We start from the raw sequence: 23,918 nt of genomic DNA on the forward strand, positions 1-23,918 counted from the left end.
CGCGCGCCGACGACTGCACCGCCAGGCTCTGCCGCCGCCGCGAGGCGCTGGCGGCGGCGGGCAAGAGCTCGTGCAAGGCAAACGCCGCCGTCGCGCGCGAGCTCGCCTGCTGGGTCTGGGAGATCGGGCGCCGGGCGGAGGGGACCCTCGGCTGACCCCGTCGGACAACAAGCCTCCCGCCGGGAGGGCCCGCGCCTCGACGCATCGCCGGCGCGCGTTCACGAGCCCTTTTTGGGCAGCCCAAGGGCCGCGCCCGTGAACAAGACTGGTTTCGGACGAGCGCGCCGGACGGAGAATCGAAATGCGGTGGGGTGCGCGGACATACCGGGCTGACCGCCGGCAGCGCGCCCGCAAGAGCCCGCGGATATTAGCTTGCCAGGCAAGCGTCGACTAAACGTGCAGCGTGCGCGGGCCCTCCCGACGGGAAACGAAAAAGCCCGGTTTAAAACCGGGCTCGAACAAACACGCCTATTGACAATGGCTTTCTCATATTAGAGGGGTCGACGCCGTTAAGGCATTGACCCCTTGAACTAAGTAACGGCGCTGCCCAGCTATCACCCTTGGGCTGCCGTCGACTTTATTCTACCCACGGTTGCCAGGTTTAACAAATGAATTTTCAGTAATGGAGCCTCGGGGCTCGCTCGCTCAACCACCTGGCCATCGGATTAGCCGGATTCTGGGACACGCCTTCCGTCCCAGGCCTCTACCGGAAAACGCATCCCACCCTGAGGCTCGATTCCGGGACACGGTTTCCGTTTGAAGCCCCGATGGGAAAGCGTGCCCCGTTCCGAGAGCTCATTCCGGGATGCAGTTTCCGCTAGAGATGCCACCGGGAAAGCGTATCCCGTTTTGGAGCCATATTCCGGGTCGTAGTTTCCGCCTGAGGGCCGATCCGGAAACGGCATCCCATTCTGAAGCCGAAATCTGGAACGCACTTTCCGCCAAAGGTCGCAAAAGGAAAGCACATCCCATTCCCAGCATCAAATCAGGACGCGCTTGGTTATCTCCGCTCGCACATCTCGGCAAACGAAATCAGCTTGGTATCTCCCCTGCTCTTCGCAGCTTCCTGACATCCTTGCGTAAAGCCACGCTTCGAGAAGATCACGTAGCTTTTTTGCTGCCGCCTAAAGAGCTCGCTTCGATGCACGAGCTTTTGCAGCACGTCTTCGCCCACCGGCTCATTGCGCCATTTGCATTCCGCAAACAGCGCAGCGCCATCACCATCATCAACAATCAAGTCGATTTCTTCCTGCGTATGCGTGCGATTATCCGTCCCCCACCAGCGTCCAACGGTCGCAGGGACCACGTCGAGCTGGCCCGCCCGCGCAAGTTCGTACACGTACTGCCTGCATATAAGCTCAAAGACCGTGCCCATGTAATCCGATAAGTACGGCTCAATGCGCTTGTACGCCATCTCGGCCATATCGTTTTGAATCAGCCCGATGTTCTGCGGCACAAACTTGTACCAGAACCTAAACATCTGGTCGCTCAGCAGATACACGGCTCGCTTATTGCTCGTCTCGTTTAGGGGCAGCTCGCGCTCGACAATTCCAAGCGACGCCAGCTTATCCACATAGCTCTTTACATTGCTTGCAGGGATTCCCGTAGAGCTCGCAACCTCCGAGATTCTCGAGCGCCCCTGAGCAATTGCTTGCACGATCGCATCATACTGCTCGGGATTACGGCACTCTTGCAAAAGCAAGTTGCTCGGCTCCTCAAAGAGATAGCCCGTAGGGGTAAGGAATAGACGTCTGATGTTGTCCTTGAGCGATGCGGCGGAATCGACTTTCTCGATATACGCGGGAATGCCGCCCGTCATGCCATAGCAAACCGCAGCGTCTTCGCGATCCATGTCGTGCCACAGGCCGAGGGTCGTCGTAAAATCGAGCGGCATGATCTTAAACTGGGCCGTACGCCTACCGTATAGTGGGCTCTCGTAGCCCAACACCTGTTCCTCCATAAACGAAAGAGACGAGCCGCATAGAATCAGCATGAGCTTGGTCTCTTTGTACAAGTGATCGATCTTGTCTTGCAGCAACGAGCTAATCTCGGGATTTGATTGAGCGAGATAGGGATACTCGTCAATCACGACAATCAAACGTTCCGCGCGGGCCATGGTGGCTAACGCATCGAATGCCTCGTCAAAACTACGAAACGACACACCCGCAGCACCAACCGAGCCCGCAAGTATCGCCTGGCTAAAGCCGTGCAGGTTTGCCTCTGCGTTAGTACGACGAGCTTGAAAGTAAATAGCCTTCTTGCCTTGGATGAACTCTGTGATAAGACGCGTTTTACCCACACGACGTCGGCCGTAAATCACAGGCATCTCAAAGGAGCCCGTGCCATACAGTCGATTGAGCTCGGACATTTCCGCTGTTCTTCCGATAAACATAGGGCCTCCCTTCCTTTACGTTATAGTTAGCTATATTATACCTTCCTATAATATAGTTAGCTATAACGTAATATGGCAATCGGCACGCATGCGAAAGAGGCGGCGCCCCGCCACACGTGGAATGTCCCGGAAGCACCGGGGCAAATCCGCCCTACGAGCGCTTGTCGGACTTTCCAAGGCACTCAAGCAGCGTTCGAAGAAAAAGAAGAGGGGTCGACGCCGTTAAGGCATTGACCCCTTGATCTAAGTAACGGCGTCGCCCAGCTTTCCACCACTTGGGCTGCCGTCGACCTTATTTTACCCGCGGCACTAATTTAGGACAGCTCGGCAAACGAGATCAGCCCAACGTCTCCCCTACTCTCCGCGCCATCCGAATTCTCAAAACGCAAGGCGTCCCCCGGCGACAAGTGGTCAATCACCCCTGCGATGCGCTTGGCCATTTGTGGTGCAGCTGGCTCATATCCGTGAGCATCCCAGTAGCGCAGATAATCCGCGAACTGGCGCGTGGTCGCATAGTAGAACAGGTCATAGTCGAGCTCGGCATCGGAGCAGTTGGGGCGAGCGTTCGCCATAATGCGAAAATCGACGAGCGCGCACGCACAGAACTCATCGAAGCCGTGCCCAGGAATCTGCGACGACAGAATGGCATGGTACTCCGCTCGATGCTGCATTACGTGTTCGAGGATATGCCGCACCATGTCCTCCATGTTGCACTGCGAATCACGCAGATCGTTCGCGAGGATTCGAGCATACATCGCGGTATGCTCTTTGACGAGCGCGGCGGCGAGCGCATTTTTGTCCGAGAACTGACGGTAGAAACCCGTGCGTCCGTAGCCGCTACGACCGATGATGTCACTCGCCGTTATCTTGGAATACGACTTTGTTCGCAGTAACTCGACAAGTGCCTCTAAGTATGCTTTCCTCGAGCGATTCATGGATTACCGGCTTCGCAAAATGAATGATGGTTAATTATGTGTTCTCTTATGAACACTTTTGGATATTTTAACCCCTAGTAATGCCGAATGAAATACACCAAACTTAGTTTATCAGCGGTTTTGATACCGTAATTCGCAACATAACGGAGGGAACAGATGGGCAAACTTGATGGAAAGGTCGCAATCGTCACGGGCGCGACGTCGGGCATTGGCCAGGGTGTCGTCTGGTGCTATTGCGAGGAAGGTGCCAAGGTCGTTTTCTGCGGTCGACGCCGCGAAAAGGGCGAGGCATTCGAAAAGGAGCTCCGCGATGCTGGGCATGACGCGACCTTTGTGCAGGCGGATATGACAAACGAGCAGGATGTCGATATGCTCTTTTCCGCGACCATCGAGGCGTATGGCAAACTCGATATCTTGGTCAACAACGCCGGCATGATGACTAACTTCCAGGTCGAGACCATGGACATCGCCAACGATTTCGACCGCGTGATGGCCCTCAACCTTCACAGCTACGTCTATGCCACGCAGCTTGCCGTCAAAGCCATGACGGACGGCGGCGCAATCGTCAACGTCGCAAGCATCGGCGGCCTTGGCGGTTGCCCCGGTATGAGCAGCTACGGCGCCAGCAAGGCTGCCACGCTCTCGTTCACTCGCTCGATGGGCGCGGAGCTCGCTCCCAAGGGCATTCGCGTCAACGCCATCTGTCCCGGAACGATCTTCTCCGAGATGATGCCGCGCGACGGCGAATTCACCCAATACACGCTGGCAAAGATTCCCATGGGTCGCGGCGGAGAGCCGCGTGAGATTGGCACGGTCGCCGTGTTCTTTGCGAGCGATGATTCCAGCTACGTAACGGGAACGCAGCTCATCGTCGACGGTGGCATGACCGCCTAGACATGGTTGCCGCACACACCGCGGCGCTTGGGCGATTGAGCGATGCGGCGGTTTTTTGGTTCTGCCTCATATAATCCAATGCCTCCTGCCCGGCCCTTCGAAAGAGGGGTCGGGCTTTTGTTGTGACCGAGGGGCGATGGAAGGCACGGCATATACAGTTGATGTTGAGCGCGGACGATCTGTCAGCAATGGCCGTCCGCGCCCCACCCTACCCGCGGTTGCGGACGCGGCTGTAGGGCGTATCCACCATGGGCAGATTTGGACGCAGCTTGCCGTCAAACGCGCGGTAGGCGTTCTGTACGGCGGGCGCCGTGGAGATCGTTGCGATCTCGCCGATGCCCTTGCCGCCGTATGCCACGGGCAGCAGCTCGTCCTTCTCCACGTAGATGGCGTGGATATCCGGAATCTCGGGCGCACGGAACAGTCCAAGCGTACCGTATCTTGCCTGGGGTACGCAGTCCTTGAGCGGCCAGTCCTCGGTAAGCGCATAGCCCATACCCATGAGCACGCCACCTTCGATCTGACCCTGGATGGAGATGGGGTTGACCACCTTGCCGGAAGCGTGCGCGGCATAGACCTCGCTCACGCGGCCGTCATCGTCCAAAATGACCACAAGTGTGGCAAAGCCGTAGCAGATGTGGCTCTTGGGGTTGGGAACATCCGCACCCAGCTTGTCGGTCGGCTCCAGGTACACGTAGCCAAACTCACATCCCTCGAGCGCCTTGATGGCGGCCGCGGGATCCTGAGGATGCATACCCTGGCCGACGACGAGCTCCTGCTTTCGCAGCTGATAGGCGCGGCCGTCGTCGTACTCGATCTTGACACCGTCGCCATGTGCACTCACGGGAGCGGTGGGCGCAGGCTTGCCGGCCTCGATGCCAAGCATGGCATCGCGCAGCAGGAAGGCGGCACCGCGCACGGCCTCGCCAGTCACGACCGTCTGTCGCGAGCCAGACGTGGTGCCGGAGTCGGGAGCGTTCTCGGTGGAGCACTCGCCGTTGGCGATGCAGCGAAGCGGCAGACCGCATGCCTCGGCAACGTCCTGCAAAAAGACGGTGTTGCAGCCCTGGCCGATGTCGGACGTGGCGGCGTAGACCACGGCGCGGCCATCCTCGACGCGAATCTTGCAGCGGCCGGCATCGGGCAGGCCAACGCCCACGCCGGCGTTCTTCATGGCGCAGGCGATACCGGCGTGTCCGGGATGCGCATAGTAGGCATCCTTGACCTCGAGCAGCGTCTCCTTAAGCGCCGTGGAGCAGTCGGCAATCTGGCCGTTGGGCAAAACCTCGCCCGGCTCGATAGCGTTTCGGTAACGAATCTCCCACGGATCCAGGCCGACCTTCTCTGCCAGCAGGTCGATCAGGCACTCGAGCGCAAACTCGGACTGGCAAACGCCAAAGCCGCGGTACGCGCCGGCGGGCGGGTTGTTGGTGTAGTAGCCAAAGCCGCGAATGTCGGTGTTCTGGTACTTGTAGGGGCCGACGGCATGCGTGCAGGCGCGCTCGAGCACCGGGCCGCACAGCGACGCGTAGGCGCCGGTGTCAAAGTTGATCTCGCAGTCCAGGCCGGTAAAGTTGCCCTCGGCGTCGCAGCCCAGTGTAAAGGTGCCGTCCATGGCGTGACGCTTGGGATGAAAAGCGAGCGACTCGGCACGCGTGAGCTTGCACTTCACAGGACGCTGGAGCTTATAGGCAGCAAGCGCGGTGGTCAGCACGCACGCCTTGACGGCCGCACCGTCCACATGGATGGTGCCGGTGCCGCAAGCGCTTTCGGAGCAGCCGTCCTTGGCGGAATGGATATGCAGGTCGTCGCGCAGATAGCGCAGCAACAGTTTGTTTTGGGTTGTCGTGCGCTCGACGCCGTTAACGGTAAAAGTGAATTCCTGTGCCATGGTGATTCCCTTCTACACGCCGGCGGCGATGCCGGTGCGATCGTGGATGGCGCCGTGCGGGCAGACGACGGCGCACATGCCGCACGACAGGCAGTCCACACCGTCGATATGGGCGCAGTTGTCCTCGATGCGGATTGCGCCGGCAGGGCACTTTTTGGCGCACATGCCGCAACCGATGCAGCTCGTGTCGCAGATCTTGCGGGCGATGGCGCCCTTGTCGGTGTTGTTGCAGCGCACCAAGATGTTCTGGTAACCGGGAACGAAGGCGATCACGCGCTGTGGACACGCCATGCCGCACAGGCCGCAGCCCGTGCACTTGGAGCGATCTACGCGGGCGACACCATCAACCAGCGCAATGGCGCCGTGGGGGCAGGCCGTGACGCAAGCGTCACAGCCAATGCAGCCTTCGCTGCAGCGGGCGTCGCCGCCTGCGGAAGCGCAACCGCTTCCGCAGGCAACGTAGGCCACGTTATGTTGAATAGTTTTGGCCATAAGAGACTCGCCTATTTCTTAAGAAGGTACGAATAGTTGTCGCGCACGGCCCTGATGGTCAGGCGGACGGCCTCGGGAAGGCCGGTGTTGACGGCATCGACCGAGACGGTGCGGACCGTGCCGGCGACGCGGACCTTAAAGTGATCATCGTCCACGGCCAGGAAGCCCTCGTTCTCGGAGTTCTCCATGTCCTCCTCGCTCCAGAACAGGGTGAGTTTGTCCTTATAGGGACGACCCTCCTGGTAGGGGCAGAACACGGCGCAGTTGCCGCACTCGTTGCACATGCCGTCGACATGTACCACCTGATGCTTGTCCAGGCCCGGCACCTTAATAGCCACGTTGGCACGGTTGGGGCACACGTCGCAGCAGACCTCGCACACCGAGCCGCAGCCCAGGCAGCGGGTCTTGGTGCAGTTGCGCTTATCGCGGCAGAGCGTCCCCTTGCGCTCGTAGCAGGTGTCCTCGCGACCGGCCTGCTCGTTGCAGTCGGCGTACTTGTTAAAGTCCACACCGGCGATGGCACGGGCGACCTCGGCGGCATCGGCGATAGCCTCGACCACGGTGGCCGGGCCGCGGCGGCAGTCGCCCGCAGCCCAGACGCCCTCGACGCCGGTGGAGACGGCGGCAAGGCGGCCCCGGCGGTCGTGCTCGACGCCCGCGGCATCGTACAGGCTGGCATCGATGCCCTCGCCCACGGCGCAGATCACCGTGGTGGCGGAAAGCTCGACGGTCTCGCCCGTGGCGACGGGGCTGCGACGACCGCTTGCATCAGGCTCGCCAAGCTCCATAACGTCGCAGGTCAGCACGGCGCCGTTGAGCGCCTTGGGCGCCAGCGGCTCGCAGAACTCAACGCCATCGGCAAGAGCAAAATCGAGCTCTTCCTCGTCGGCAGGCATCTGCTTCTTGGTGCGGCGATACACCAGGCGCACGTTCTTCACGCCTGCCAGGCGCTTGGCCACACGGGCGGCGTCCATGGCGGTGTTGCCGGCGCCGATGACTACGACGTCCTCGCCCAGCTCGAGTTTCTCGCCCTTCTTGGCGGCCTCGAGGAACTCCAGCACATCGAGCTCGGCACCCTCGCCCAGGCCCGCAGAGCCGGGCATCCAGGCACCGGTGGCCACGACCACGTCGGTAAAGCCCTGGGCCTTGAGCTCGTCAATGGACTCCACGCGGGCATTGAGCTGAACCTTGGCGCCAAAGGACAGGCAGAGCTCGGCATCGTGGGAGATATCGTCGCTCGCGATGCGGAACTCGGGGATCACGTGACGGACCACGCCGCCGAGTGAGTCGCGGGCCTCGAAGATGGTAACGGGCACGCCGGCGCGCGTCAGGAAGAACGCCGTAGCCAGACCGGCAGGGCCGCCGCCGATAACGGCAACGTTGCGCTCGCCGTCGTTGGCGATGGCCTGGGCGCGCAGCTTGGGCAGCACGGCGGTCATGGCCTCGCGGGCGGCCTTGAGCTTGCTGGCGCGGATCTGGGCGCCCTCGGGCTCGTAGAACGCACGCTCTCAGGCACGGCCGCAGGGATGCGGGCAGATGGTGCCAGTAATGAACGGCAGGGCGTTGCGCTCGATGATGATGTTAAGTGCGTCCTCGTAGCGGCCCTCGTCAACAGCCGCCAGGTAGGCGGGAATATCCTGCTGGATGGGGCAGCTCGTGCGGCACGGCGTGGTAAAGCAGTCGGAAAGCGGGCTCTTGCCGGCGACCTTGCAGTCGGGCAGCGGGCGCAGCGGCTTCTTATAGAGCGGGTTAGTGAGCGAGTCGGTCTGGATCGCGGTCACGGCGTCGAGAGAGACGCCCGCGAACGGCTTGCCGTCCAGATCGGTAAACTCGCCGGCCATCTGGCTAAAGCGCTCGTAGCCACCGGGCTTGAGAACGTCGGTCGCCAGAGTAACGGGCCAAATGCCGGCGTCATACAGGGCGCGGATGTTGTAGACCGTGGCACCGCCGGAGTAGCTGATGCGCAGCTTGCCATCGAACTGCTCGGTAATGCGACGGGCAGCCTCGATGGTCAGCGAGAACAGCGAACGGCCCGACATGTACATCTCGGTGGAGGGCAGCTCGTTCCTCGTCACGTCGACGGGGAACGTGTTGGTCAGCTTGACGCCAAACTCCAGGCCGCGCTCGGCGCACAGGGCAATCAGGCGCTCGAACATGGGCACGGCGTCGGCCCACTGCAGGTCCTCGCGGAAGTGTGTATCGTCGAAGACGATGTAGTCAAAGCCCAGCTCATTGAGGCGCTGGCGGGCAAACTCATAGCCCAGCAGCGTGGGGTTGCACTTGATGTAGGTGTTGAGGCCCTTCTCGGTGATCAGATAGGTCGCGATGCGCTCAATCTCCGCCGGCGGGCAGCCATGCAGCGTGGACTCGGTGATGGAGTTGGAGACGCGCGCCGGGATGGACTCGACAAACGCGGCGTCGACATGCTCAAACTTGCCCAGGTTGGCGAGCGCCCATGTGCGACACTCGTTCCAGACGTCGGAGCCGCTGGCGTCCTTCATGCCCTCGATGTAAGCGTCGACCTTGGGGCTCTTGATGCCCTCCAGGTCATAACCCACGGACATGTTGAAGACAAAGCCGTCCGGGCTGCCCAGGCCGTATTCGCGGGCAATCAGGTGGCAGGCAAACCATGCCTTCACGTACTCGGCAAAGGCCTGCGGAACCTCGAGCTCGGTCGACCACTCGCAGTTGTAGCACTCGTCCTGCGCCACAATGCAGGGCTTGTTCACACACTTGGAGAGCTCCTCGCCGTCCATAACCTGGACGGTCTTAAGCTCAAAGAAGCGGGAACCGGCCACGTAGGATGCCACGATGTTCTGGGCCAGCTGCGTGTTGGGGCCGGCAGCCGGGCCAAACGGAGTCTCGATGCGCTCGTCAAAAATGGGAAGCGCGCCCTCCTGGTTGGTCGTGACCATCTTGCGCACGCCAAAGATGGCGTCCTGGGTCTTATGCTCCTCGATGATCCAGTTCATCAGCTGCGAAAACGGGATCGGCCTCATGATGTCGCTCATAGTGAGCTCCTCTCTGTAACGCCCGGCGAGACCGCGCGGCGGGCGCAAATACGGTGTAGCGCTAGCACAAGCGCCGGCGACCCCGCGGAGGTCGCCTATACGCGCGTCGGATGCGGCGAAACATCCGACGCGCGTGAATCTACTTGTAATTAGTAGACGCGATCGTTGAGCGTGCTCCAGAGCTTCTTGGACTCAGCCATGGTCCACGCGTTGATCTTGTCCTCATCAATGCCAACGAACTCGCGATCCTTGTACAGGACGCGGCCGTTGATGATGGTGGTGCGGCAGTTTTTGCCCATCATGCCAAAGAGCATGTGGCCGTCGATGTTCTCCTCGCTCAGCGGCGTAAAGGGCTTGTAGTCCATGACGATGACGTCGGCGGCAGCGCCGGGCTCAAGCACACCGAGCTTACGATCGAAGTACTTGCTGGCCATCTTGGCGTTGTTCTCGAACAGCATGGTCATAGCCTCGCACCAGCCCACGTTGGGCATGGCGGCGATCATGTGGTTGTCGTTATCGCGACGCTCCTTGGCGGCCCACTGGGCAAATTCGGCGTTCTCGGCAATGGCCTGGTCGCATTTTTCCTGGCCGCGGCGATCGGAGACCTCGTAGCACAGGCACGAACGCATGCCCAGCTCCTAAGCTGCATCCTTAATGGTAAAGAGGCTTCCCGGGATCTCGCAGAAGCTCGCATGGTGATCGAAAATCGTGGTGACGCCATCGCGGATGGAATCCAGGATCGTGGCATAGGCGCTGGCCTTGGTGCCGTCGAGCGTCAGGTTGTCGTCGATCTTCCACCACTGCTGCTCAAGATTCTCCAGGAAGTTGGTGGGGTTGCAGCCCTTGATGGCAAGGCCGCGGGCCAGACCCGAGTAGATGTGGGTGTGGCAGTTGACGAGTCCGGGCATGATGAGGTTGCCCTGGGCGTCGACGTACTCGGCATCCGGGTACTTGGCCTTGAGCTCGCACTCGGGGCCCACTTCGACGATTGCATCTCCGTCAATGGCGACCGCACCGTTTGGAATGAACGGGGTCTGAGCGTTGCGGGTAAAGACGGAACCGTTAGCGACCAGAAGCATGGATGCTCCCTTCAGCATCAGGGGCGGGATTTGACACCTCTGACATGGCGGAGTGCGAAGTGCCGGCCTACACCGGAAACGGGCCCTCTCCCGTCAACGCTTCACCAAAGGGACAAACCCTTTGAAGTGCGGCCTATCGCCGCATGGCGTCGGCGGACGAGGCGATACGTCCGCCAACGAATAGCACCGAATTGGTTACTTCTTGCTCTCGGGCAGGACCAGGTCCACGGCAGCGTCCTTGGCAGCATCGATGTGCTGAGCCACGACCGGCGTCTGCGGAAGGATCAGGTTGAGCACGATGGCCATGATGACAGTGGGGGTCACGGCGTTGGAGCCGATGACGGTGGACACCCAGGTGGGCATGCCCTCGCCGGCAAGGCAACCGCTGGCCATCCAGATACCCAGGCCAAAGACAACGGAGGTGCCGACGATGGTGGTGGTGCGCTGCGTGAGGCCCTCGCGGGTGAACATGCGCACGCCGTTCATGGTGATGGTGCCAAAGACGCCGACGGTCGCGCCGCCGATGACGGGCTGCGGGATAGCGGAAAGGACGGCAGAGAGCTGCGGGAACAGGCCGGCGATGGCAAAGACGGCTGCGATGATCACAAAGACCCACTTGTTGACGACCTTGTTGGAGCAGATGATGCCCACGTTCTGGCCAAGGGCGCTGGTGGGAAGACCGCCCAGCAGACCGCCGACCATAGAAGTGAGGCCCTGGGACACGATAGAGCCGGAGAGTTCGCGCTCGGTGGGCATACGGTCGATGGAGCCCAGGCAGGCGGCGGAGACGTCACCGATAACCTGGATGGCAACCATGGGGAACACGGCGGCGAGGGTGATGCAGACCTCGGGATCAAACTCGAGCGCATAGGGCATGAGCTTGGGAAGGGCGAAGACCTGAGCGGTGGCGACGCTGGAGAAGTCGATCATGCCAAAGGGGATGGAGACGATCATGCCAACGATCATGCCAAAGAACACGGAGCCCAACTTGAGCGTGCCCTTGCCAAAGTTGGCGAGCGCAAAGACCACGACAAAGGTGATAAGAGCGACGTACCAGGCCTGCGGGGTGCCCCACAACGGCGTACCCATACCGCCGGCCATATACTTGACGGCCGTGGGATAGAGAGACGCCAATGGAGAAGATGACCGCACCGGTCACGACGGGCGGGAACAGCTACTTGATCTTGCTGTAGGCCAGACCAAAGAGGACCGCAACGGCGCCGCCGACGATCTCGCCGCCCAGCAGCGCACCAAAGCTAAAGCCTTAACGGGAGGCATGCCTTCGCGAGTGAACAGGGCTTCAGTGCCGTTCGTAACCGTCTCCTGGGTCATTTGACCACCAATCCTCGAAGTAGTTGTTTTCGCATCTCACGCTCTATTGTGACGCAGTGCGGGGTTGAGGTTGTGCCTTCGTTGCATATCGCATTAAAGATGATTCTCATTCTCAATAATAATTTTTTGTTATCAGACTATTCTTCAGCTGAGAAAACGCATTTCCGCAGGTCAGAAAAGTGTCTGGTCAAAATAAAATCAAACTTTTCTTTTGGTCGACTGCTTACCGCTAAAATCCTACCGTTCGTCTGTATTACGCAATGTACCTGCGGATATGCGAGATGATGGGCAGCGTGTTACCATGAGAAAAACTGTTATGAACACTTCGATAGAACCCAAAGGAGTTGCCCGTGAACGAGACCGTACGTCGCTTTTTGCCGATGGTCGATTTCTTGGAGCAGGTACTCGGTAAGAACAGCGAAATCGTGCTGCACGATTTCTCGGATCCCGACCACGCCATCGTCGATATCCGCAACGGCATCGTGAGCGGCCGCAAGGTCGGCGGTCCCGCCACCGATCTGGCACTCAAGATCATGCACGACGCCAAGTATCGCGACCTGCCGTTTATTACGGGCTACGAGGGACGCGGTGCCGGCGGCAAGACGTTGAAGTCAGCGACGTACTTTATCCGCGAGAATGACGAGATCGTCGGTATGCTCTGCGTCAACACCGACCTCTCGACCGTGCGCTCCATCAACGCCATGGTGCAGCAGCTCGTGGCGTGCTTCGACGCGGCGCCGACGCGCACGGAGCCCGCCCCTATCGAGGTCGAAAGCCTTTCGGAGTCCACACAGGAGCTCATCGACCGCAGTATTTCCGAGTTGCTCGAAAGCCGCGGAATGGAAGTTTCTTCGCTCGGCCAAGCCGACCGCGTCGATGTTATCCGCCATCTCAACGGCAACGGCGTGTTTATGCTCAAGGGCGCCGTGGCCTGCGCCGCCTCCGCGCTGGGCATCTCTGAGCCCAGCGTATACCGCTACCTGCAAAAGGTCCGCAAGGAGGGCTAACGAGCAGAATGGAGCGCGGGTAGTCTTTTTGGGACGGGGCTATTTTAGCTACCCTCCCTCTGCCCTTGATCTCGATGAGCCGCAAGTAAAATCAATCTTGCATGTAGGGGTAGCTAAAATAGCCCCGTCCCAAAAAGACTACCCCTGACACAAAGAACCTTGCAGCTTCGCACGCGCTGCAGGGTTCTTTTGCATGTCATGTCTTGTTTTCGCCAACGTCTTAGAGAGCGGCGACGACTTCGATCTCGACCAGACCGCCGGCCGGAAGGGCGGCAACCTGGAAGGCGCTGCGCGCTGGGAACGGGGCCTCGAACTTGGAGGCGTAAATCTCGTTCACGGCGGCAAAGTCGGCAATATCGGCCAGGTAGACCGTCGTCTTGACAACGTCGGCAAACGTGGCGCCGGCAGCGGTCAGCAGGGCCTCGACGTTAGCAAGGGACTGCTTAGCCTGGGCCTCGACGCCTTCAGGCATCTTGCCGGTTGCGGGATCGATGCCCAGCTGGCCGGACAGGAACACCATGTTGCCGGTCTGGATGCCGGGGGAATACGGGCCGATGGCTGCGGGTGCGTTATCGGAAGAAACGACGGTCTTGCTCATGTTTTTCTCCTTACAAGTAAAAGGGAACGGGAGCGCGGCATTCATACCGGGAGGCACAGTTCGGTCTGAATGCCGCGCTTGATTGGGATAGTACTCAAGGTTTCCGCGCGATGCAAGATTATTATTAAGTTGCAAGAATATTTTATCGCCCAACGGTTTCCCCGGACCGCCGAACGGCTCTCCACGGGGTCAGCCAGCCCAAGCTGCTGAAGACTTTATCCCGCTTGGAGCACGGGCATCGTCCATCGCGACGGCGCCACTATACTTTTGAGTATCTGAGCATTTTGAAAGGCAGGATATGACCGCAACCGCCAGTCGAACCACCAACCGCAGGCCCGAGCTTTTGGCCCCCGCCGGAGGGCCCGAGCCCTTTGCCGCCGCGCTCGCCGCCGGGGCAGACGCCATCTACTGCGGCATGGGCAGCTTCAACGCCCGCCGCAAGGCAACCAACTTTACCGATGAAGCCTTTGAGCAGGCCTGCCGCGCCGCGCACCTGGCCGGCTCGCGCGTCTACGTCACGGTCAACATCGTCATCAAGCAGTCCGAGATGAGCGATGCGCTGCAGCTCATCCATCGCTGCTCCACGCTGGGCGCCGACGCCTTCATCATCCAGGACTGGGGCCTGTTCTTTGAGGTCAAGCGCACGATGCCCGGCATCGAGACGCATATCTCGACCCAGGCGAACATCCACGACGACCGCGGAACCCTTTGGTGCCGCGAGCAGGGCGCCGACCGCGTAACCCTCTCGCGCGAGCTTTCCATCGACGAGATTGCCGCCATCCACGATGCCGCGCCCGATGTGGACCTTGAGGTCTTTAGCCATGGCGCCATCTGCTTTTGCTACTCGGGCCTGTGCCTGCTTTCAAGCTTTGCCATGGCGGGACGATCGGCCAACCGTGGCATGTGCGCCCAGCCCTGCCGCCTGCCCTACGAGCTGATCGACGAGAACGGTCGCACGCTCTCCCCCGCCGGCCGCGAGCGTGCGCTATGCCCGCGTGACACCAACACCTCACAGCTTGTTCGCCGTCTGTATGACGCCGGCGCCGCGTCGCTCAAGCTCGAGGGCCGCATGAAGGCGCCCGATTACGTGTACTCCATCGTTGATGTGTATCGTCACGAAATTGACGACATGCTATCCGGAGCCACCGTTGCCGAGGATAAGGAAGCCGCCCGTCAGCGCCAGCTCAAGCGCTGCTTCAACCGCGACTTTACGCACGCCTATCAGGACGGTACCTCGGGCGACGAGATGATGAGCTATGAGCGTTCCAACAACCGCGGCCAGATCGTGGGCACGGTGCTGGGCAGCCGCCCAGCCAACCGCGATGTGCGCGGCCTCAAGCCCGACGACCGCCGTCGCCGCGCCGCCATCGCCCGCATTGAGCTGTTTGAACCCGTGGGCAAGGGCGACCTGCTGGAGCTTCGCCACGATAACGAGTTTGACCAGTTCCTGACCACCATCGCCGCCGATGATGCCGCTGCCGGCGACATCATCGAGTGCCGCGTGCCCCGCAGCATGCCCGAAGGCTGCCGCGCCCGCGTGATTCGCAGCCAGCGCGCTATCGACGCCGCCGGTGCTGCGCTCAAGCGCGACGTGCTGCGCCGCCGCGCCGTAGACGTGTCCGTTGCGGCGCGTCTGGGCGATCCGTTTACCGTTACGCTCACCTGCTGCGACGACCCTTCGCTTACGGCAACGGCCACGGGCTTTACCGTCGAGGCTGCCAAGACCCGCGCCGTCGAGGCATCCGATCTGGTTGAGCACGTCGGGCGCATGGGGTCCTCGCCCTTTGAGGCTGCGAGCTTTGATGTGGCACTCGACGCCGGTTGCGGCATGGGCTTCTCCGCCGTGCACAAGGTGCGCGCCGCCGCCTGCAAGGCACTGGAAGAGGCCATTCTGGCGCCGTACGAAGAGCGCGCGAGAACGCTTGAGTTGCCGGTGCTCGACAAATGCACGCGCCCCGCGCCCGAGCATTACCGCGATGAGCCGCAGATCTGCACCGCCGTCACCTCGCTCGAAGCAGCCGAGGCAGCGCGCGCGGAGGGTGCAACGCGCATCTACATGACCACCGATGCGCTCGAGGCCGCCGGGCTCTCCCCCGCCGGCGCATTTGAGCAGGGCATCGTGCCCATACTCGACGAGGTCTGTCGCGCCATCGACCACGAGCGCGTCGATCCCTGGATCAATGCCGGAGCCACCGTCGCCGTCGGCAATATCTCCGAGCTCGCCGTAGCCGCGCAGGCCGGCGCCACGGCGGAGGTCCGCTCTTGCCTGCCGGTACACAACACGCCCTGCATGGAGGCGCTTGCCGAGCGCGGAGCCGATGCGTTTTGGCTCTCGCCCGAGATCACGCTCGACGAGATTGTCTCGCTCGGCGCCGCCGCGCCCGCGGCTCTGGGCATCACCGTCTTTGGCCGCCCGCGCGTCATGACAAGCGAGCATTGCATTCTGCAGGTTGCCAACGGCTGCATCCACGATTGTGCCAACTGCCGCCTGCGTGCCCGCAAGCTCTCGCTCAAGAATATCGATGGCAAGGTCATGCCGGTGCGCACCGATATCCATGGCCGCTCGCGCCTGTACGACGCCTACCCCATCGACCTCACGCCGCAGGTTCCGCAGCTGCTCGATGCCGGCGTCCGTCGTCTCATGGTGGACGGCACACTGCTCGAGGCCGATGAGATTGGCCGTGCCGTCGCTCGAACCCGCCGCGCCGTCGAGGCCGCGAAAGCCGGCCGCAAGCCCGCCGCCCGCCTGCGCGGTGCCACCTCGGGCTGTATGTTTGTGGGAATTAGCTAACCGAAAGGCTTACACGTGAACGAAGAACCTCAAGTCCTCTACTGCGACGCCTGGCTCATGGCTATCGACAAACCCACCGGCATGATCGTCCACGGCGATGGCACCGGCGAGCGCACACTTACCGACTACGCCAGCGACCTTTTGCTGGCGATGGGCGACGGTTTTGCCGCGACCGACATGCAGCCGCTCAACCGCCTGGACCGTAACACCACCGGCGTGGTGCTGTTCTCGCTCGACAAGCAGACGCAGCCCGTCTTTGACCAAATGGTGATCGACCACGCGTTCGAAAAGCACTATCTGGCACTCGCCGAGGGCAAAATCGACTGGAACGAAAAGCTCATCGACAAGCCAATCGCCCGCGACCGCCACGACAGCCGAAAGATGCGCGTCGGCGCCAGCGGCAAGCCATCACAGACGCGCGTGAAGGTGCTCAAGCGCCTTAAGAGCCGCCGTGGCCTGCCCACGCGCTCGTATATCGATGTTGAGTTGCTCACCGGACGCAAGCACCAAATCCGCGTGCACCTGGCCAGCGAGCGTCATCCCCTGGTTGGCGACGACCTGTACGGAACGCCGCGTCCCTGCGGCCTGATGCTCCACGCCCACAGCGTGTCCTTCACGCATCCCGTAACCGGTGAGTACATCCACATCGAGGCCCCCTGCCCCTGGGAGCCCTAAACCACCACAATGGGGACAGGCACCTTTGTGGTGGTTTTGCCGCAATGGCTCAGCCGCGGTCCCAAAACGTCTCGATCTGTAACAGTTAGAACCCATTTTCCGGTCTATCTATTACAGATCGAGACACTCAAATCCCCCTCAAGGGAAAATCTCAATCTGTAACAGTAACTCGGCAAAATCGGTCCCAGATGTTACAGATTGAGATATTCGGATCCCACCGGAGAAATCATCTCGATCTGTAACATCTGGAGCCCGCATTTTGACCTTCCTGTTACAGATTGAGACGTTATGGGACCACCAGGAAAAATATCTCAGCTTGTAACATCTGGAACCCATATCCCTCTCTTTCTGTTACAGATCGAGACAAATCCCCAAACAGCAAAAGGCGGCAACGTCCCTGGTGGACGTTGCCGCCTTTCCATTGGCAAGACCCTTCCGCTCCCGCTACGCCTTGTCGAGAGGCTTCTTAAGGAAGCTCAGGACCAAGCAGCCGACCACGGCACCGATAGCAAGGGCCAGCAGATACTGCACCGGGTTTGTGATGACCGCGATAACCCAGGCGCCACCGTGCGGAGCGGGGCTCGCGCAACCAAAGAGCATCGACAGGCCGCCAGCGGTCGCAGAACCCAGGATGCAGGCGGGCAGTACGCGAAGCGGATCGGCCGCGGCAAAGGGAATGGCGCCCTCGGTGATAAACGACAGACCCATGATGTAGTTCACCAGACCCGCCTTACGATCGGCCTCGGTCCAACGGTTCTTAAAGAACGTGGTGGAAAGCGCGATGACCAGCGGCGGCACCATACCGCCCGCCATGACGGCAGCCATGATCATGTTGCCCTGCAGCGTTTGCTCGGCAAGGGCCGCGGTGCCAAAGACATATGCGGCCTTGTTGATGGGACCACCCATGTCGGTCGCCTGCATACCGGCGCAGATAATGCCCAAAAGAACGATGCTCGTGCCCGAAAGGCCATTGAGCGCGCCGCTAATGGCGGTGTTGATAACACCCATGATCGGGTTAACGGCCATCATAAAGAGGCTCGTAAAGAGAATGCCCAGGACGGGGTAGATGAGCATGGGCTTGATGCCATCGAGCGACTCGGGTAGCACGCTTGCAGCCTTCTTGAGCGCATTGACGATAATACCGGCGGCAAAACCGACCAACAGCGCACCGAGGAAGCCCGCGGAGACGAGCTGCGCCTGCGCGTCCGCATCCATGGCTGTCGTGAGGTAGCCCAGCGTAAAGCCCTGCTTTGCAATCCAGCCGCCCACAAAGCCCGCGGCCAGGCCCGGACGATCGGCAATGGACATGGCAATGTAGCCCGCAAGGATGGGGAGCATAAAGTTGAACGCCTGGTTGCCCGCAAGGTTAAAGAAGGCCGCGACCGGAGTGCTATGGCCGTATGCGCTCGTGCCCAAACCCGCCTGGTCCAACAGAAACGAAAGCGCCATAAGGATGCCGCCGCCAACGACAAAGGGGAGCATGTGCGAAACGCCGTTCATGAGGTCCTTGTAGACCCTACGACCCAACCCCTCGGATTCGCCCTCGGCAGCCGCCTGTACCGCGGCGCCGCCGGACACATGATGAATAGGAGCATTGCCCGCAAGCGCAATATTAATAAGCTCCTCGGCGTCATTAATGCCACGCGTCACCGCACAGGAGTAAACCGGTTTGCCATCGAAGCGATCGAGCTCGACATTTTTATCCGCCGCAATGATGACACCCCTGGCACCAGCGATGTCTGCCGCGGTCAGTACATTTTTAGCGCCGCCCGAACCCTGAGTCTCGACCTTAATGCTCACGCCCATCTTGGCTGCCTGGTCTTCCAACCCTTTGGCCGCCATAAATGTGTGAGCAATGCCCGTTGGACATGCCGTGATGGCAACGACATCGTAAGTGCCGCCCCCCACCTTCTCGTTTGCAGCTGACATGTTTCCTCCTTTTGCACAAGCAGGCCCAGCCCTCCCCTTCTGAGGGTCACAACCTGCGTATTACCTTGTGTTTGAGTGATTGATAGCACCGAAGTGACGGCGCTTTTAAGCGATATCTATACGATGGCCCCGGCGGGCATGATCACGTCGTATGGAAACAGGGGTACTGGGAAATCATGCCCGACGGGGCCATCGGAACCACCAGAATGGGGACAGGCACCTTTTTGGTGGTTTTGGCCTTACTTCGCCCCGTTGCTAAACCGTGATGACGTTTTCCATCGTCTGGTACTTGGCGGGCACCTCGCCTGCGGTGATAATCGCTGCGTCGCGGAAGTCTGCGAATTTGACGGGTGCCACCATGCCAAATTTACTGGCATCCGAGATTACGAAGCGTTTAGCCGTATGGCGCATCGAGATACGCTTGACTTGCGCTTCCTCGATATCGGGCGTCGTGAAGCCCTGCTCGGCGGCGATACCGTTAGAACCCCAAAAGCCGCAGTTGAAGTTGTAGCGATCTAGGGCTGCCAGGGCATCGGGGCCAACGAGCGCCTCGGTCTCGGGCTTGAGCTCGCCGCCCAGCACCACGGTTCTCATGCCGCGTACAGCGAGATGCTGGGCATGGAGCACGGAATCGGTCACATAGGTGACCCCTTCGAGATGCGGAAGATGTTCGATGAGCCTGAGCGTCGTCGAACCCGAATCGATGTACACAAAGCTCTCGGGCTCCACGAGCGCCGCGGCGCGAGCGCAGATGCGCTCCTTGTCGTCGTTATGGAGGTCGCTGCGCTCGCTAATCGTCAGGTCGCGCGTCACGTGTGCACGCTCAAGACTCGTCGCGCCACCGTGCACCTTGGCGATGCGATGTGCTCGGTCGAGCGTCTGAAGGTCGCGACGAATGGTAGAAGCCGTCACGCCCAGGGCATCGGCAAGCTCTGGCACCGTTACCGAGCCGGCCTGCTGAACCATCAACACGATCGCATTGAGCCTATCTTCCGCAAGCATCGCTTACTCCTCCTCGGGGTAGACGACTCCCCAATCGGCGCGGAGCTTGGTCATAAGCTCCATAACATCAGAAGCATAATCCAGAAGTTCGCGCTTGGAATCATCGCCGGCAACGGCCTGCTCGAGGTCAGCCATCTCGTAGCACAGGGCGTAAGCCTCGGTGCCCGCGGTGACCTCCTCGCGGTGGCCGTCTGCAGTCCACACGATGGTCGCGTGATCGGCGCGCGGATATTCGTTGACCTCGATATAGCACTTGTCGAAGCTGATGACCGAGCGCTTGGGCTGCTTGGAGTGGAGCGTGAGGCTCACCACACCCAGCTGCTGTTCGGCATTACGGCAGACGATGCCGCCTGCAACGTCAACGCCGGTCTCGCAGGTGTTGCCAAGCGAAACAATTTCGGTTGGCTGGCTGGCCATGAACAGGCGCATGACCGAAAGAGCATACACGCCAATGTCGAGCATGGCACCGCCAGCAAGGTTGCGGTTGTAGAAGCGATTGGTCAGATCACCGTACTCCTTATAGCTACCAAAGTTGAGCTGGGCGAGGTTCATACGGCCAAAGTCGCCTGCATCCATGCGACGGCGCAGCTCCTGATACAGCGGCATGTGGAGCACCGTGGTGGCATCCATAAGGACCACGTTGTGTTCGGCGGCAATGGCGCGGGCCTCGTCGAGCTCGGCGGAGTTGAGGGTAATGGCCTTCTCGCAGAGCACGTGCTTGCCGGCGGCCAACGCGGCACGCAGATAGGTAATATGCGTGTTGTGCGGCGTGGTGATATAGACGGCGTCGATGTCCGGATCGGCGTAGAGGTCCTCGACCGTTTCATAGACCTTCTCGATGCCATACTGCTCAGCAAAAGCTTGAGCCTTGAACAGCGTGCGGTTGGCGACACCCGCAAGCTTGCGGCCGGCAAGAGCGAGAGATTGGGCCATCTGGTTGGCAATAACGCCGCAACCGATCACAGCCCAACGGAGCTCGGGAGCCGTAAAGATGTCCTCGGGGAACGGCTTGTCCTGGACCGAAGCGAATGCTGCTTTGGCGGCTGCCGCGGCGTCGAGTGGAGCCTGCTTAGAATCTGCCATTATGTGTCTCCTGTGTCATAGAACGTCTTGCATTTCTGACAGCTCTATATTCGCACAAACACGCGCGTCTGTGCGCGTTTTTGCGTATCTCACCGCTAAACGGTCATTATTGCCCCGTAAACGGCACATATATACGCATAGGTGCGTAATTAAACGCAATCTAACGCGCATAAACGCGCACACAAGCAATTTATACAGCACGACCCGCTCATTTATGCTTACCCAGTTAGGGTACTCATGTAAGTCTGTCCCCAATGAGTAACTCATTTAAGTATGTCCCCATCGAGTGGGGATAGAAAAAGGCCCGGGTGCCGTGGGGCATCCGGACCTTTGCTAGCAACTTGATGTTGCGGGCAGCTTAGAACTTGTGGCCGCACTTCTTGCAGACGCGCAGCTTGTTCTTGCCGTCCTTCTCGTGACCGACGCGGGTAACCTTACCACACTCGGGGCAAACGAGATTGACGTTGGAAGCGTCGATGGGAGCCTCCTGCGAAACGATGCCGCCCTGCTGGTTGGCAGCGTTGGGCTTGACGGCCTTCTTGACGACCGAAACGCCCTCGACAACGACCTTGTTCTCGGCGGGGAGAGCACGCAGGATAACGCCCTGCTTGCCGCGATCCTTACCAGAGAGAACCTGGACCTTATCGCCCTTCTTGATATACATATATCTCCCCTAACTACAGGGTCTCGGGAGCGAGCGAGACGATCTTCATGTACTTCTTGTCACGAAGCTCGCGAGCGACGGGCCCGAAGATACGGGTGCCGACGGGCGAACCATCGTTGTTGATGACGACGCAGGCGTTGTCATCAAAGCGAATGTAGGAGCCATCCTTGCGGCGGATCTCCTTAACGGTGCGAACGACGACGCAACGGACAACGTCCTTCTTCTTGACGTTGGCGCCAGGGGTAGCCTCCTGGACAGCACCGATGAACACATCGCCGATGCCTGCATAACGACGCTTGGAACCGCCAAGCACCTTGATGCAGCGAATCTTGCGAGCGCCGGAGTTGTCGGCGACGTTCAGCATGGTTTGCATCTGAATCATGGTAGATGTTCCTCCGAACTAAGAACCGAAGAGAGGTGCGCAGCCTTTATACGGCCCGTGGTATGCAAGCCAGGCATACGCACATCTTCGGAAACGTACAAGTCGTAAGAGCGACTGCTTATTTAGCGCGCTCGACGACCTCGATGAGGCGCCAACGCTTCATCTTGGACATAGGACGGGTCTCCATAACGCGGACGGTATCGCCCACGCCAGCCGTGCACTCCTCGTCATGAGCGTGCAGCTTCTTGGAGGTGGTCATCATCTTGCCGTACTTGGGGTGACGCTTGCGCTCGGTGATGGTGACGACGATGGTCTTGGCACCGGAGACAGAGGTAACGACACCCGTACGGACCTTACGCGTGTTACGCGAATCAGTCATGTTCTCTCCTTAGGTCCTACTCGGCGACAGCGGACTTCTCCGCTGCGATCTCGCGGGCACGCTGCTCCGTGAGGACACGAGCAATGTCCTTCTTCACGGTGTTAACGCGAGCGGTGTTGTCCAGCTGGCTGGTGGCCATCTGGAAACGAAGGTTAAAGAGCTCGGCGCGCATTTCCTTCAGCTTCTCAACGAGCTGAGCGTCCGAGAGCTCACGAATCTCTGCGGGCTTCATTAGTTCTCCTCCTCGGCCGTCTCTTTAGCGGCAGGCTTAGCGACGATCTTGGTCTTGATGGGGAGCTTGTGCTGCGCCAGACGCAGAGCCTCGCGAGCGACCTCCTCGGGCACGCCCTTGACCTCGAACATAATGCGGCCGGGCTTGACGACGGCCACCCACTCCTCGGGGTTACCCTTACCGGAGCCCATGCGGGTCTCCGCAGGCTTCTTGGTGATGGGCTTATCGGGGAAGATCGTGATGTAGACACGACCGCCACGCTTCATGTAGCGGGTCATGGCAATACGAGCAGCCTCGATCTGACGGTTGGTGATCCAATGGGCCTCGAGAGCCTGGATACCGAACTCGCCGAAATGCAGCTCGGTATTACCCTTGGCCTGGCCCTTCATGGAGCCACGCTGCACCTTGCGGTGAAGAATACGCTTAGGGGCAAGCACTACTGACCCCTCCTCTCGGAGTTACGACGACGAGGACGGGAAGAGCCCTCGAGTGCAGGGTTGGGAACAGGCTGGCCCGGGAGCTTCTCGCCCAGGTAGATCCAGACCTTCACGCCGCAAGCGCCCATGGTGGTGCTGGCGACAGCCGTGCCGTAGTCAATCTTGGCACGGAGGGTGTGCAGAGGCACGCGACCCTCACGGTACCACTCACGACGACCCATCTCGGCACCGCCGAGACGACCGGAGCACTGGATACGGATGCCCTTGGCGCCGGCCTTGCGGGCGGACTGGACAGCCTTGCGCATAGCGCGACGGAAGGCAACGCGGCCCTCGAGCTGCTCGGCGATAGACTGAGCAACGAGGTTGGCGTCGAGCTCGGGGCGCTTGATCTCGACAACGTCGACGGAGAGCTGGCCCTTGGAGACGCCAGCGACCTTCTCGAGCTCGGTGCGGAGGGTATCGATCTCGGCACCCTTCTTACCGATGACAACGCCGGGGCGAGCGGTGAGGATGATGACCTTCACCTTGTCGCCAGCGCGCTCGATCTCGACGCGGGAGACAGCTGCGCGGGAAAGACGCTTCTCGAGGTACTTGCGGATCTCGAGATCGTTACCGAGGGTCTTAGCGTAATCCTTCTCTGCAAACCAGCGGGAGCGCCAGTTCTCGGTAATGCCAAGACGGAAGCCGGTGGGGTAGACTTTCTGACCCATACA

At 60.4% G+C, this 23,918-nt stretch carries 23 protein-coding genes; 4 read left to right on the forward strand and 19 right to left on the reverse strand.

Features of this window, described 5'->3' with window-relative positions:
• Positions 1–1,000: 1,000 nt before the first annotated feature.
• Together DW123_RS00010 and DW123_RS00015 are read right to left on the reverse strand one after the other, a co-directional pair.
• On the reverse strand, positions 1,001–2,392 hold the full coding sequence (locus DW123_RS00010) for an ATP-binding protein (RefSeq protein ID WP_118272892.1): 1,392 nt from the start codon (positions 2,390–2,392) through the stop codon (positions 1,001–1,003).
• Between the two features lie 314 nt (positions 2,393–2,706).
• On the reverse strand, positions 2,707–3,327 hold the full coding sequence (locus DW123_RS00015) for a TetR/AcrR family transcriptional regulator (protein ID WP_118098943.1): 621 nt from the start codon (positions 3,325–3,327) through the stop codon (positions 2,707–2,709).
• Between the two features lie 156 nt (positions 3,328–3,483).
• Here DW123_RS00015 and DW123_RS00020 point away from each other — a divergent pair, with 156 nt between their 5' ends.
• A complete protein-coding gene (locus tag DW123_RS00020) occupies positions 3,484–4,221 on the forward strand; it encodes an SDR family NAD(P)-dependent oxidoreductase (protein ID WP_117734339.1) in 738 nt (245 codons plus the stop codon).
• A 208-nt stretch (positions 4,222–4,429) separates the two neighbouring features.
• Here the strand turns inward: DW123_RS00020 and DW123_RS00025 are convergent, their stop codons facing one another.
• The 7 genes from DW123_RS00025 to DW123_RS00045 form a co-directional block, all read right to left on the reverse strand.
• Positions 4,430–6,112 (reverse strand): molybdopterin cofactor-binding domain-containing protein, encoded by a 1,683-nt coding sequence (locus tag DW123_RS00025; RefSeq protein ID WP_233540084.1) that lies wholly within the window; start codon positions 6,110–6,112, stop codon positions 4,430–4,432.
• 12 nt (positions 6,113–6,124) lie between these two features.
• On the reverse strand, positions 6,125–6,604 hold the full coding sequence (locus DW123_RS00030; protein ID WP_118272893.1) for a 4Fe-4S binding protein: 480 nt from the start codon (positions 6,602–6,604) through the stop codon (positions 6,125–6,127).
• An 11-nt stretch (positions 6,605–6,615) separates the two neighbouring features.
• A complete protein-coding gene (locus DW123_RS09665) occupies positions 6,616–8,043 on the reverse strand; it encodes an FAD-dependent oxidoreductase (RefSeq protein ID WP_233540085.1) in 1,428 nt (475 codons plus the stop codon).
• Between the two features lie 69 nt (positions 8,044–8,112).
• The gene (locus tag DW123_RS09670; RefSeq protein ID WP_233540086.1) at positions 8,113–9,615 is read right to left on the reverse strand and encodes a hypothetical protein; all 1,503 of its coding nucleotides are present in this window, start codon (positions 9,613–9,615) and stop codon (positions 8,113–8,115) included.
• Positions 9,616–9,764: 149 nt separating this feature from the next.
• Entirely contained in the window at positions 9,765–10,244 is a 480-nt protein-coding gene (locus tag DW123_RS09675; protein ID WP_233540087.1) for a hypothetical protein, read from the reverse strand.
• 9 nt (positions 10,245–10,253) lie between these two features.
• Positions 10,254–10,694 (reverse strand): amidohydrolase family protein, encoded by a 441-nt coding sequence (locus DW123_RS09680; protein ID WP_233540088.1) that lies wholly within the window; start codon positions 10,692–10,694, stop codon positions 10,254–10,256.
• 195 nt (positions 10,695–10,889) lie between these two features.
• Positions 10,890–11,783, reverse strand: a complete 894-nt coding sequence (locus tag DW123_RS00045) for a uracil-xanthine permease family protein (protein ID WP_233540089.1) — start codon at positions 11,781–11,783, stop codon at positions 10,890–10,892.
• A gap of 593 nt (positions 11,784–12,376) precedes the next feature.
• On the opposite strand from DW123_RS00045, the gene DW123_RS00050 reads away from it, so the two are divergent.
• Complete coding sequence (locus DW123_RS00050; protein ID WP_233540090.1) at positions 12,377–13,033, forward strand: transcriptional regulator; 657 nt, start codon at positions 12,377–12,379, stop codon at positions 13,031–13,033.
• Positions 13,034–13,253: 220 nt separating this feature from the next.
• Here the strand turns inward: DW123_RS00050 and DW123_RS00055 are convergent, their stop codons facing one another.
• Positions 13,254–13,631, reverse strand: a complete 378-nt coding sequence (locus DW123_RS00055; RefSeq protein WP_035137477.1) for a RidA family protein — start codon at positions 13,629–13,631, stop codon at positions 13,254–13,256.
• 298 nt (positions 13,632–13,929) lie between these two features.
• Here DW123_RS00055 and DW123_RS00060 point away from each other — a divergent pair, with 298 nt between their 5' ends.
• Together DW123_RS00060 and DW123_RS00065 are read left to right on the forward strand one after the other, a co-directional pair.
• A complete protein-coding gene (locus DW123_RS00060) occupies positions 13,930–16,422 on the forward strand; it encodes a U32 family peptidase (RefSeq protein WP_117794177.1) in 2,493 nt (830 codons plus the stop codon).
• A 15-nt stretch (positions 16,423–16,437) separates the two neighbouring features.
• Positions 16,438–17,097, forward strand: a complete 660-nt coding sequence (locus tag DW123_RS00065) for an RluA family pseudouridine synthase (protein ID WP_233540091.1) — start codon at positions 16,438–16,440, stop codon at positions 17,095–17,097.
• A gap of 444 nt (positions 17,098–17,541) precedes the next feature.
• Here DW123_RS00065 and DW123_RS00070 read toward each other — a convergent pair whose 3' ends face one another.
• The 9 genes from DW123_RS00070 to rpsC form a co-directional block, all read right to left on the reverse strand.
• A complete protein-coding gene (locus DW123_RS00070) occupies positions 17,542–19,026 on the reverse strand; it encodes a PTS fructose transporter subunit IIC (RefSeq protein ID WP_118272894.1) in 1,485 nt (494 codons plus the stop codon).
• Between the two features lie 255 nt (positions 19,027–19,281).
• Positions 19,282–20,028: a DeoR/GlpR family DNA-binding transcription regulator gene (locus DW123_RS00075; protein ID WP_118272895.1), complete on the reverse strand. Its 747-nt coding sequence runs from the start codon at positions 20,026–20,028 to the stop codon at positions 19,282–19,284.
• A 3-nt stretch (positions 20,029–20,031) separates the two neighbouring features.
• Positions 20,032–21,111, reverse strand: coding sequence for a Gfo/Idh/MocA family protein (locus tag DW123_RS00080; RefSeq protein WP_118098950.1), 1,080 nt, complete (start codon positions 21,109–21,111; stop codon positions 20,032–20,034).
• 358 nt (positions 21,112–21,469) lie between these two features.
• The gene (gene rplX / locus DW123_RS00085) at positions 21,470–21,775 is read right to left on the reverse strand and encodes a 50S ribosomal protein L24 (protein WP_099432059.1); all 306 of its coding nucleotides are present in this window, start codon (positions 21,773–21,775) and stop codon (positions 21,470–21,472) included.
• A gap of 13 nt (positions 21,776–21,788) precedes the next feature.
• Positions 21,789–22,157 (reverse strand): 50S ribosomal protein L14, encoded by a 369-nt coding sequence (gene rplN / locus DW123_RS00090; protein WP_117734331.1) that lies wholly within the window; start codon positions 22,155–22,157, stop codon positions 21,789–21,791.
• A 118-nt stretch (positions 22,158–22,275) separates the two neighbouring features.
• Positions 22,276–22,536 (reverse strand): 30S ribosomal protein S17, encoded by a 261-nt coding sequence (gene rpsQ, locus DW123_RS00095; RefSeq protein ID WP_117734330.1) that lies wholly within the window; start codon positions 22,534–22,536, stop codon positions 22,276–22,278.
• A 16-nt stretch (positions 22,537–22,552) separates the two neighbouring features.
• Positions 22,553–22,768: a 50S ribosomal protein L29 gene (rpmC, locus tag DW123_RS00100; RefSeq protein WP_006235039.1), complete on the reverse strand. Its 216-nt coding sequence runs from the start codon at positions 22,766–22,768 to the stop codon at positions 22,553–22,555.
• Complete coding sequence (gene rplP, locus DW123_RS00105; protein WP_117734329.1) at positions 22,768–23,205, reverse strand: 50S ribosomal protein L16; 438 nt, start codon at positions 23,203–23,205, stop codon at positions 22,768–22,770. Before rplP ends, rpmC begins: the two co-directional genes overlap by 1 nt.
• Positions 23,205–23,915: a 30S ribosomal protein S3 gene (gene rpsC, locus DW123_RS00110; RefSeq protein ID WP_006235037.1), complete on the reverse strand. Its 711-nt coding sequence runs from the start codon at positions 23,913–23,915 to the stop codon at positions 23,205–23,207. The genes rplP and rpsC overlap by 1 nt, the downstream gene beginning before the upstream one ends.
• Between the last annotated feature and the right edge of the window lie 3 nt (positions 23,916–23,918).

Source organism: Collinsella sp. AM10-26, assembly GCF_003472525.1.
Taxonomy (GTDB): domain Bacteria; phylum Actinomycetota; class Coriobacteriia; order Coriobacteriales; family Coriobacteriaceae; genus Collinsella.

Coding starts and splice junctions, on each gene's coding strand:
- DW123_RS09675 (WP_233540087.1), bottom strand. CDS start 10,244: ATGCGTTCGTGCCTGTGCTACGAGGTCTCCGATCGCCGCGGCCAGGAA.
- DW123_RS00015 (WP_118098943.1), bottom strand. CDS start 3,327: ATGAATCGCTCGAGGAAAGCATACTTAGAGGCACTTGTCGAGTTACTG.
- rpsC (WP_006235037.1), bottom strand. CDS start 23,915: ATGGGTCAGAAAGTCTACCCCACCGGCTTCCGTCTTGGCATTACCGAG.
- DW123_RS00010 (WP_118272892.1), bottom strand. CDS start 2,392: ATGTTTATCGGAAGAACAGCGGAAATGTCCGAGCTCAATCGACTGTAT.
- DW123_RS09680 (WP_233540088.1), bottom strand. CDS start 10,694: ATGCTTCTGGTCGCTAACGGTTCCGTCTTTACCCGCAACGCTCAGACC.
- DW123_RS00080 (WP_118098950.1), bottom strand. CDS start 21,111: ATGGCAGATTCTAAGCAGGCTCCACTCGACGCCGCGGCAGCCGCCAAA.
- rpmC (WP_006235039.1), bottom strand. CDS start 22,768: ATGAAGCCCGCAGAGATTCGTGAGCTCTCGGACGCTCAGCTCGTTGAG.
- DW123_RS00075 (WP_118272895.1), bottom strand. CDS start 20,028: ATGCTTGCGGAAGATAGGCTCAATGCGATCGTGTTGATGGTTCAGCAG.
- DW123_RS09665 (WP_233540085.1), bottom strand. CDS start 8,043: ATGACCGCCGTGCTGCCCAAGCTGCGCGCCCAGGCCATCGCCAACGAC.
- rpsQ (WP_117734330.1), bottom strand. CDS start 22,536: ATGACTGATTCGCGTAACACGCGTAAGGTCCGTACGGGTGTCGTTACC.
- DW123_RS00060 (WP_117794177.1), top strand. CDS start 13,930: ATGACCGCAACCGCCAGTCGAACCACCAACCGCAGGCCCGAGCTTTTG.
- DW123_RS00045 (WP_233540089.1), bottom strand. CDS start 11,783: ATGGGTACGCCGTTGTGGGGCACCCCGCAGGCCTGGTACGTCGCTCTT.
- rplX (WP_099432059.1), bottom strand. CDS start 21,775: ATGTATATCAAGAAGGGCGATAAGGTCCAGGTTCTCTCTGGTAAGGAT.
- DW123_RS00025 (WP_233540084.1), bottom strand. CDS start 6,112: ATGGCACAGGAATTCACTTTTACCGTTAACGGCGTCGAGCGCACGACA.
- DW123_RS00020 (WP_117734339.1), top strand. CDS start 3,484: ATGGGCAAACTTGATGGAAAGGTCGCAATCGTCACGGGCGCGACGTCG.
- rplN (WP_117734331.1), bottom strand. CDS start 22,157: ATGATTCAGATGCAAACCATGCTGAACGTCGCCGACAACTCCGGCGCT.
- DW123_RS00055 (WP_035137477.1), bottom strand. CDS start 13,631: ATGAGCAAGACCGTCGTTTCTTCCGATAACGCACCCGCAGCCATCGGC.
- DW123_RS00030 (WP_118272893.1), bottom strand. CDS start 6,604: ATGGCCAAAACTATTCAACATAACGTGGCCTACGTTGCCTGCGGAAGC.
- DW123_RS09670 (WP_233540086.1), bottom strand. CDS start 9,615: ATGAGCGACATCATGAGGCCGATCCCGTTTTCGCAGCTGATGAACTGG.
- DW123_RS00070 (WP_118272894.1), bottom strand. CDS start 19,026: ATGTCAGCTGCAAACGAGAAGGTGGGGGGCGGCACTTACGATGTCGTT.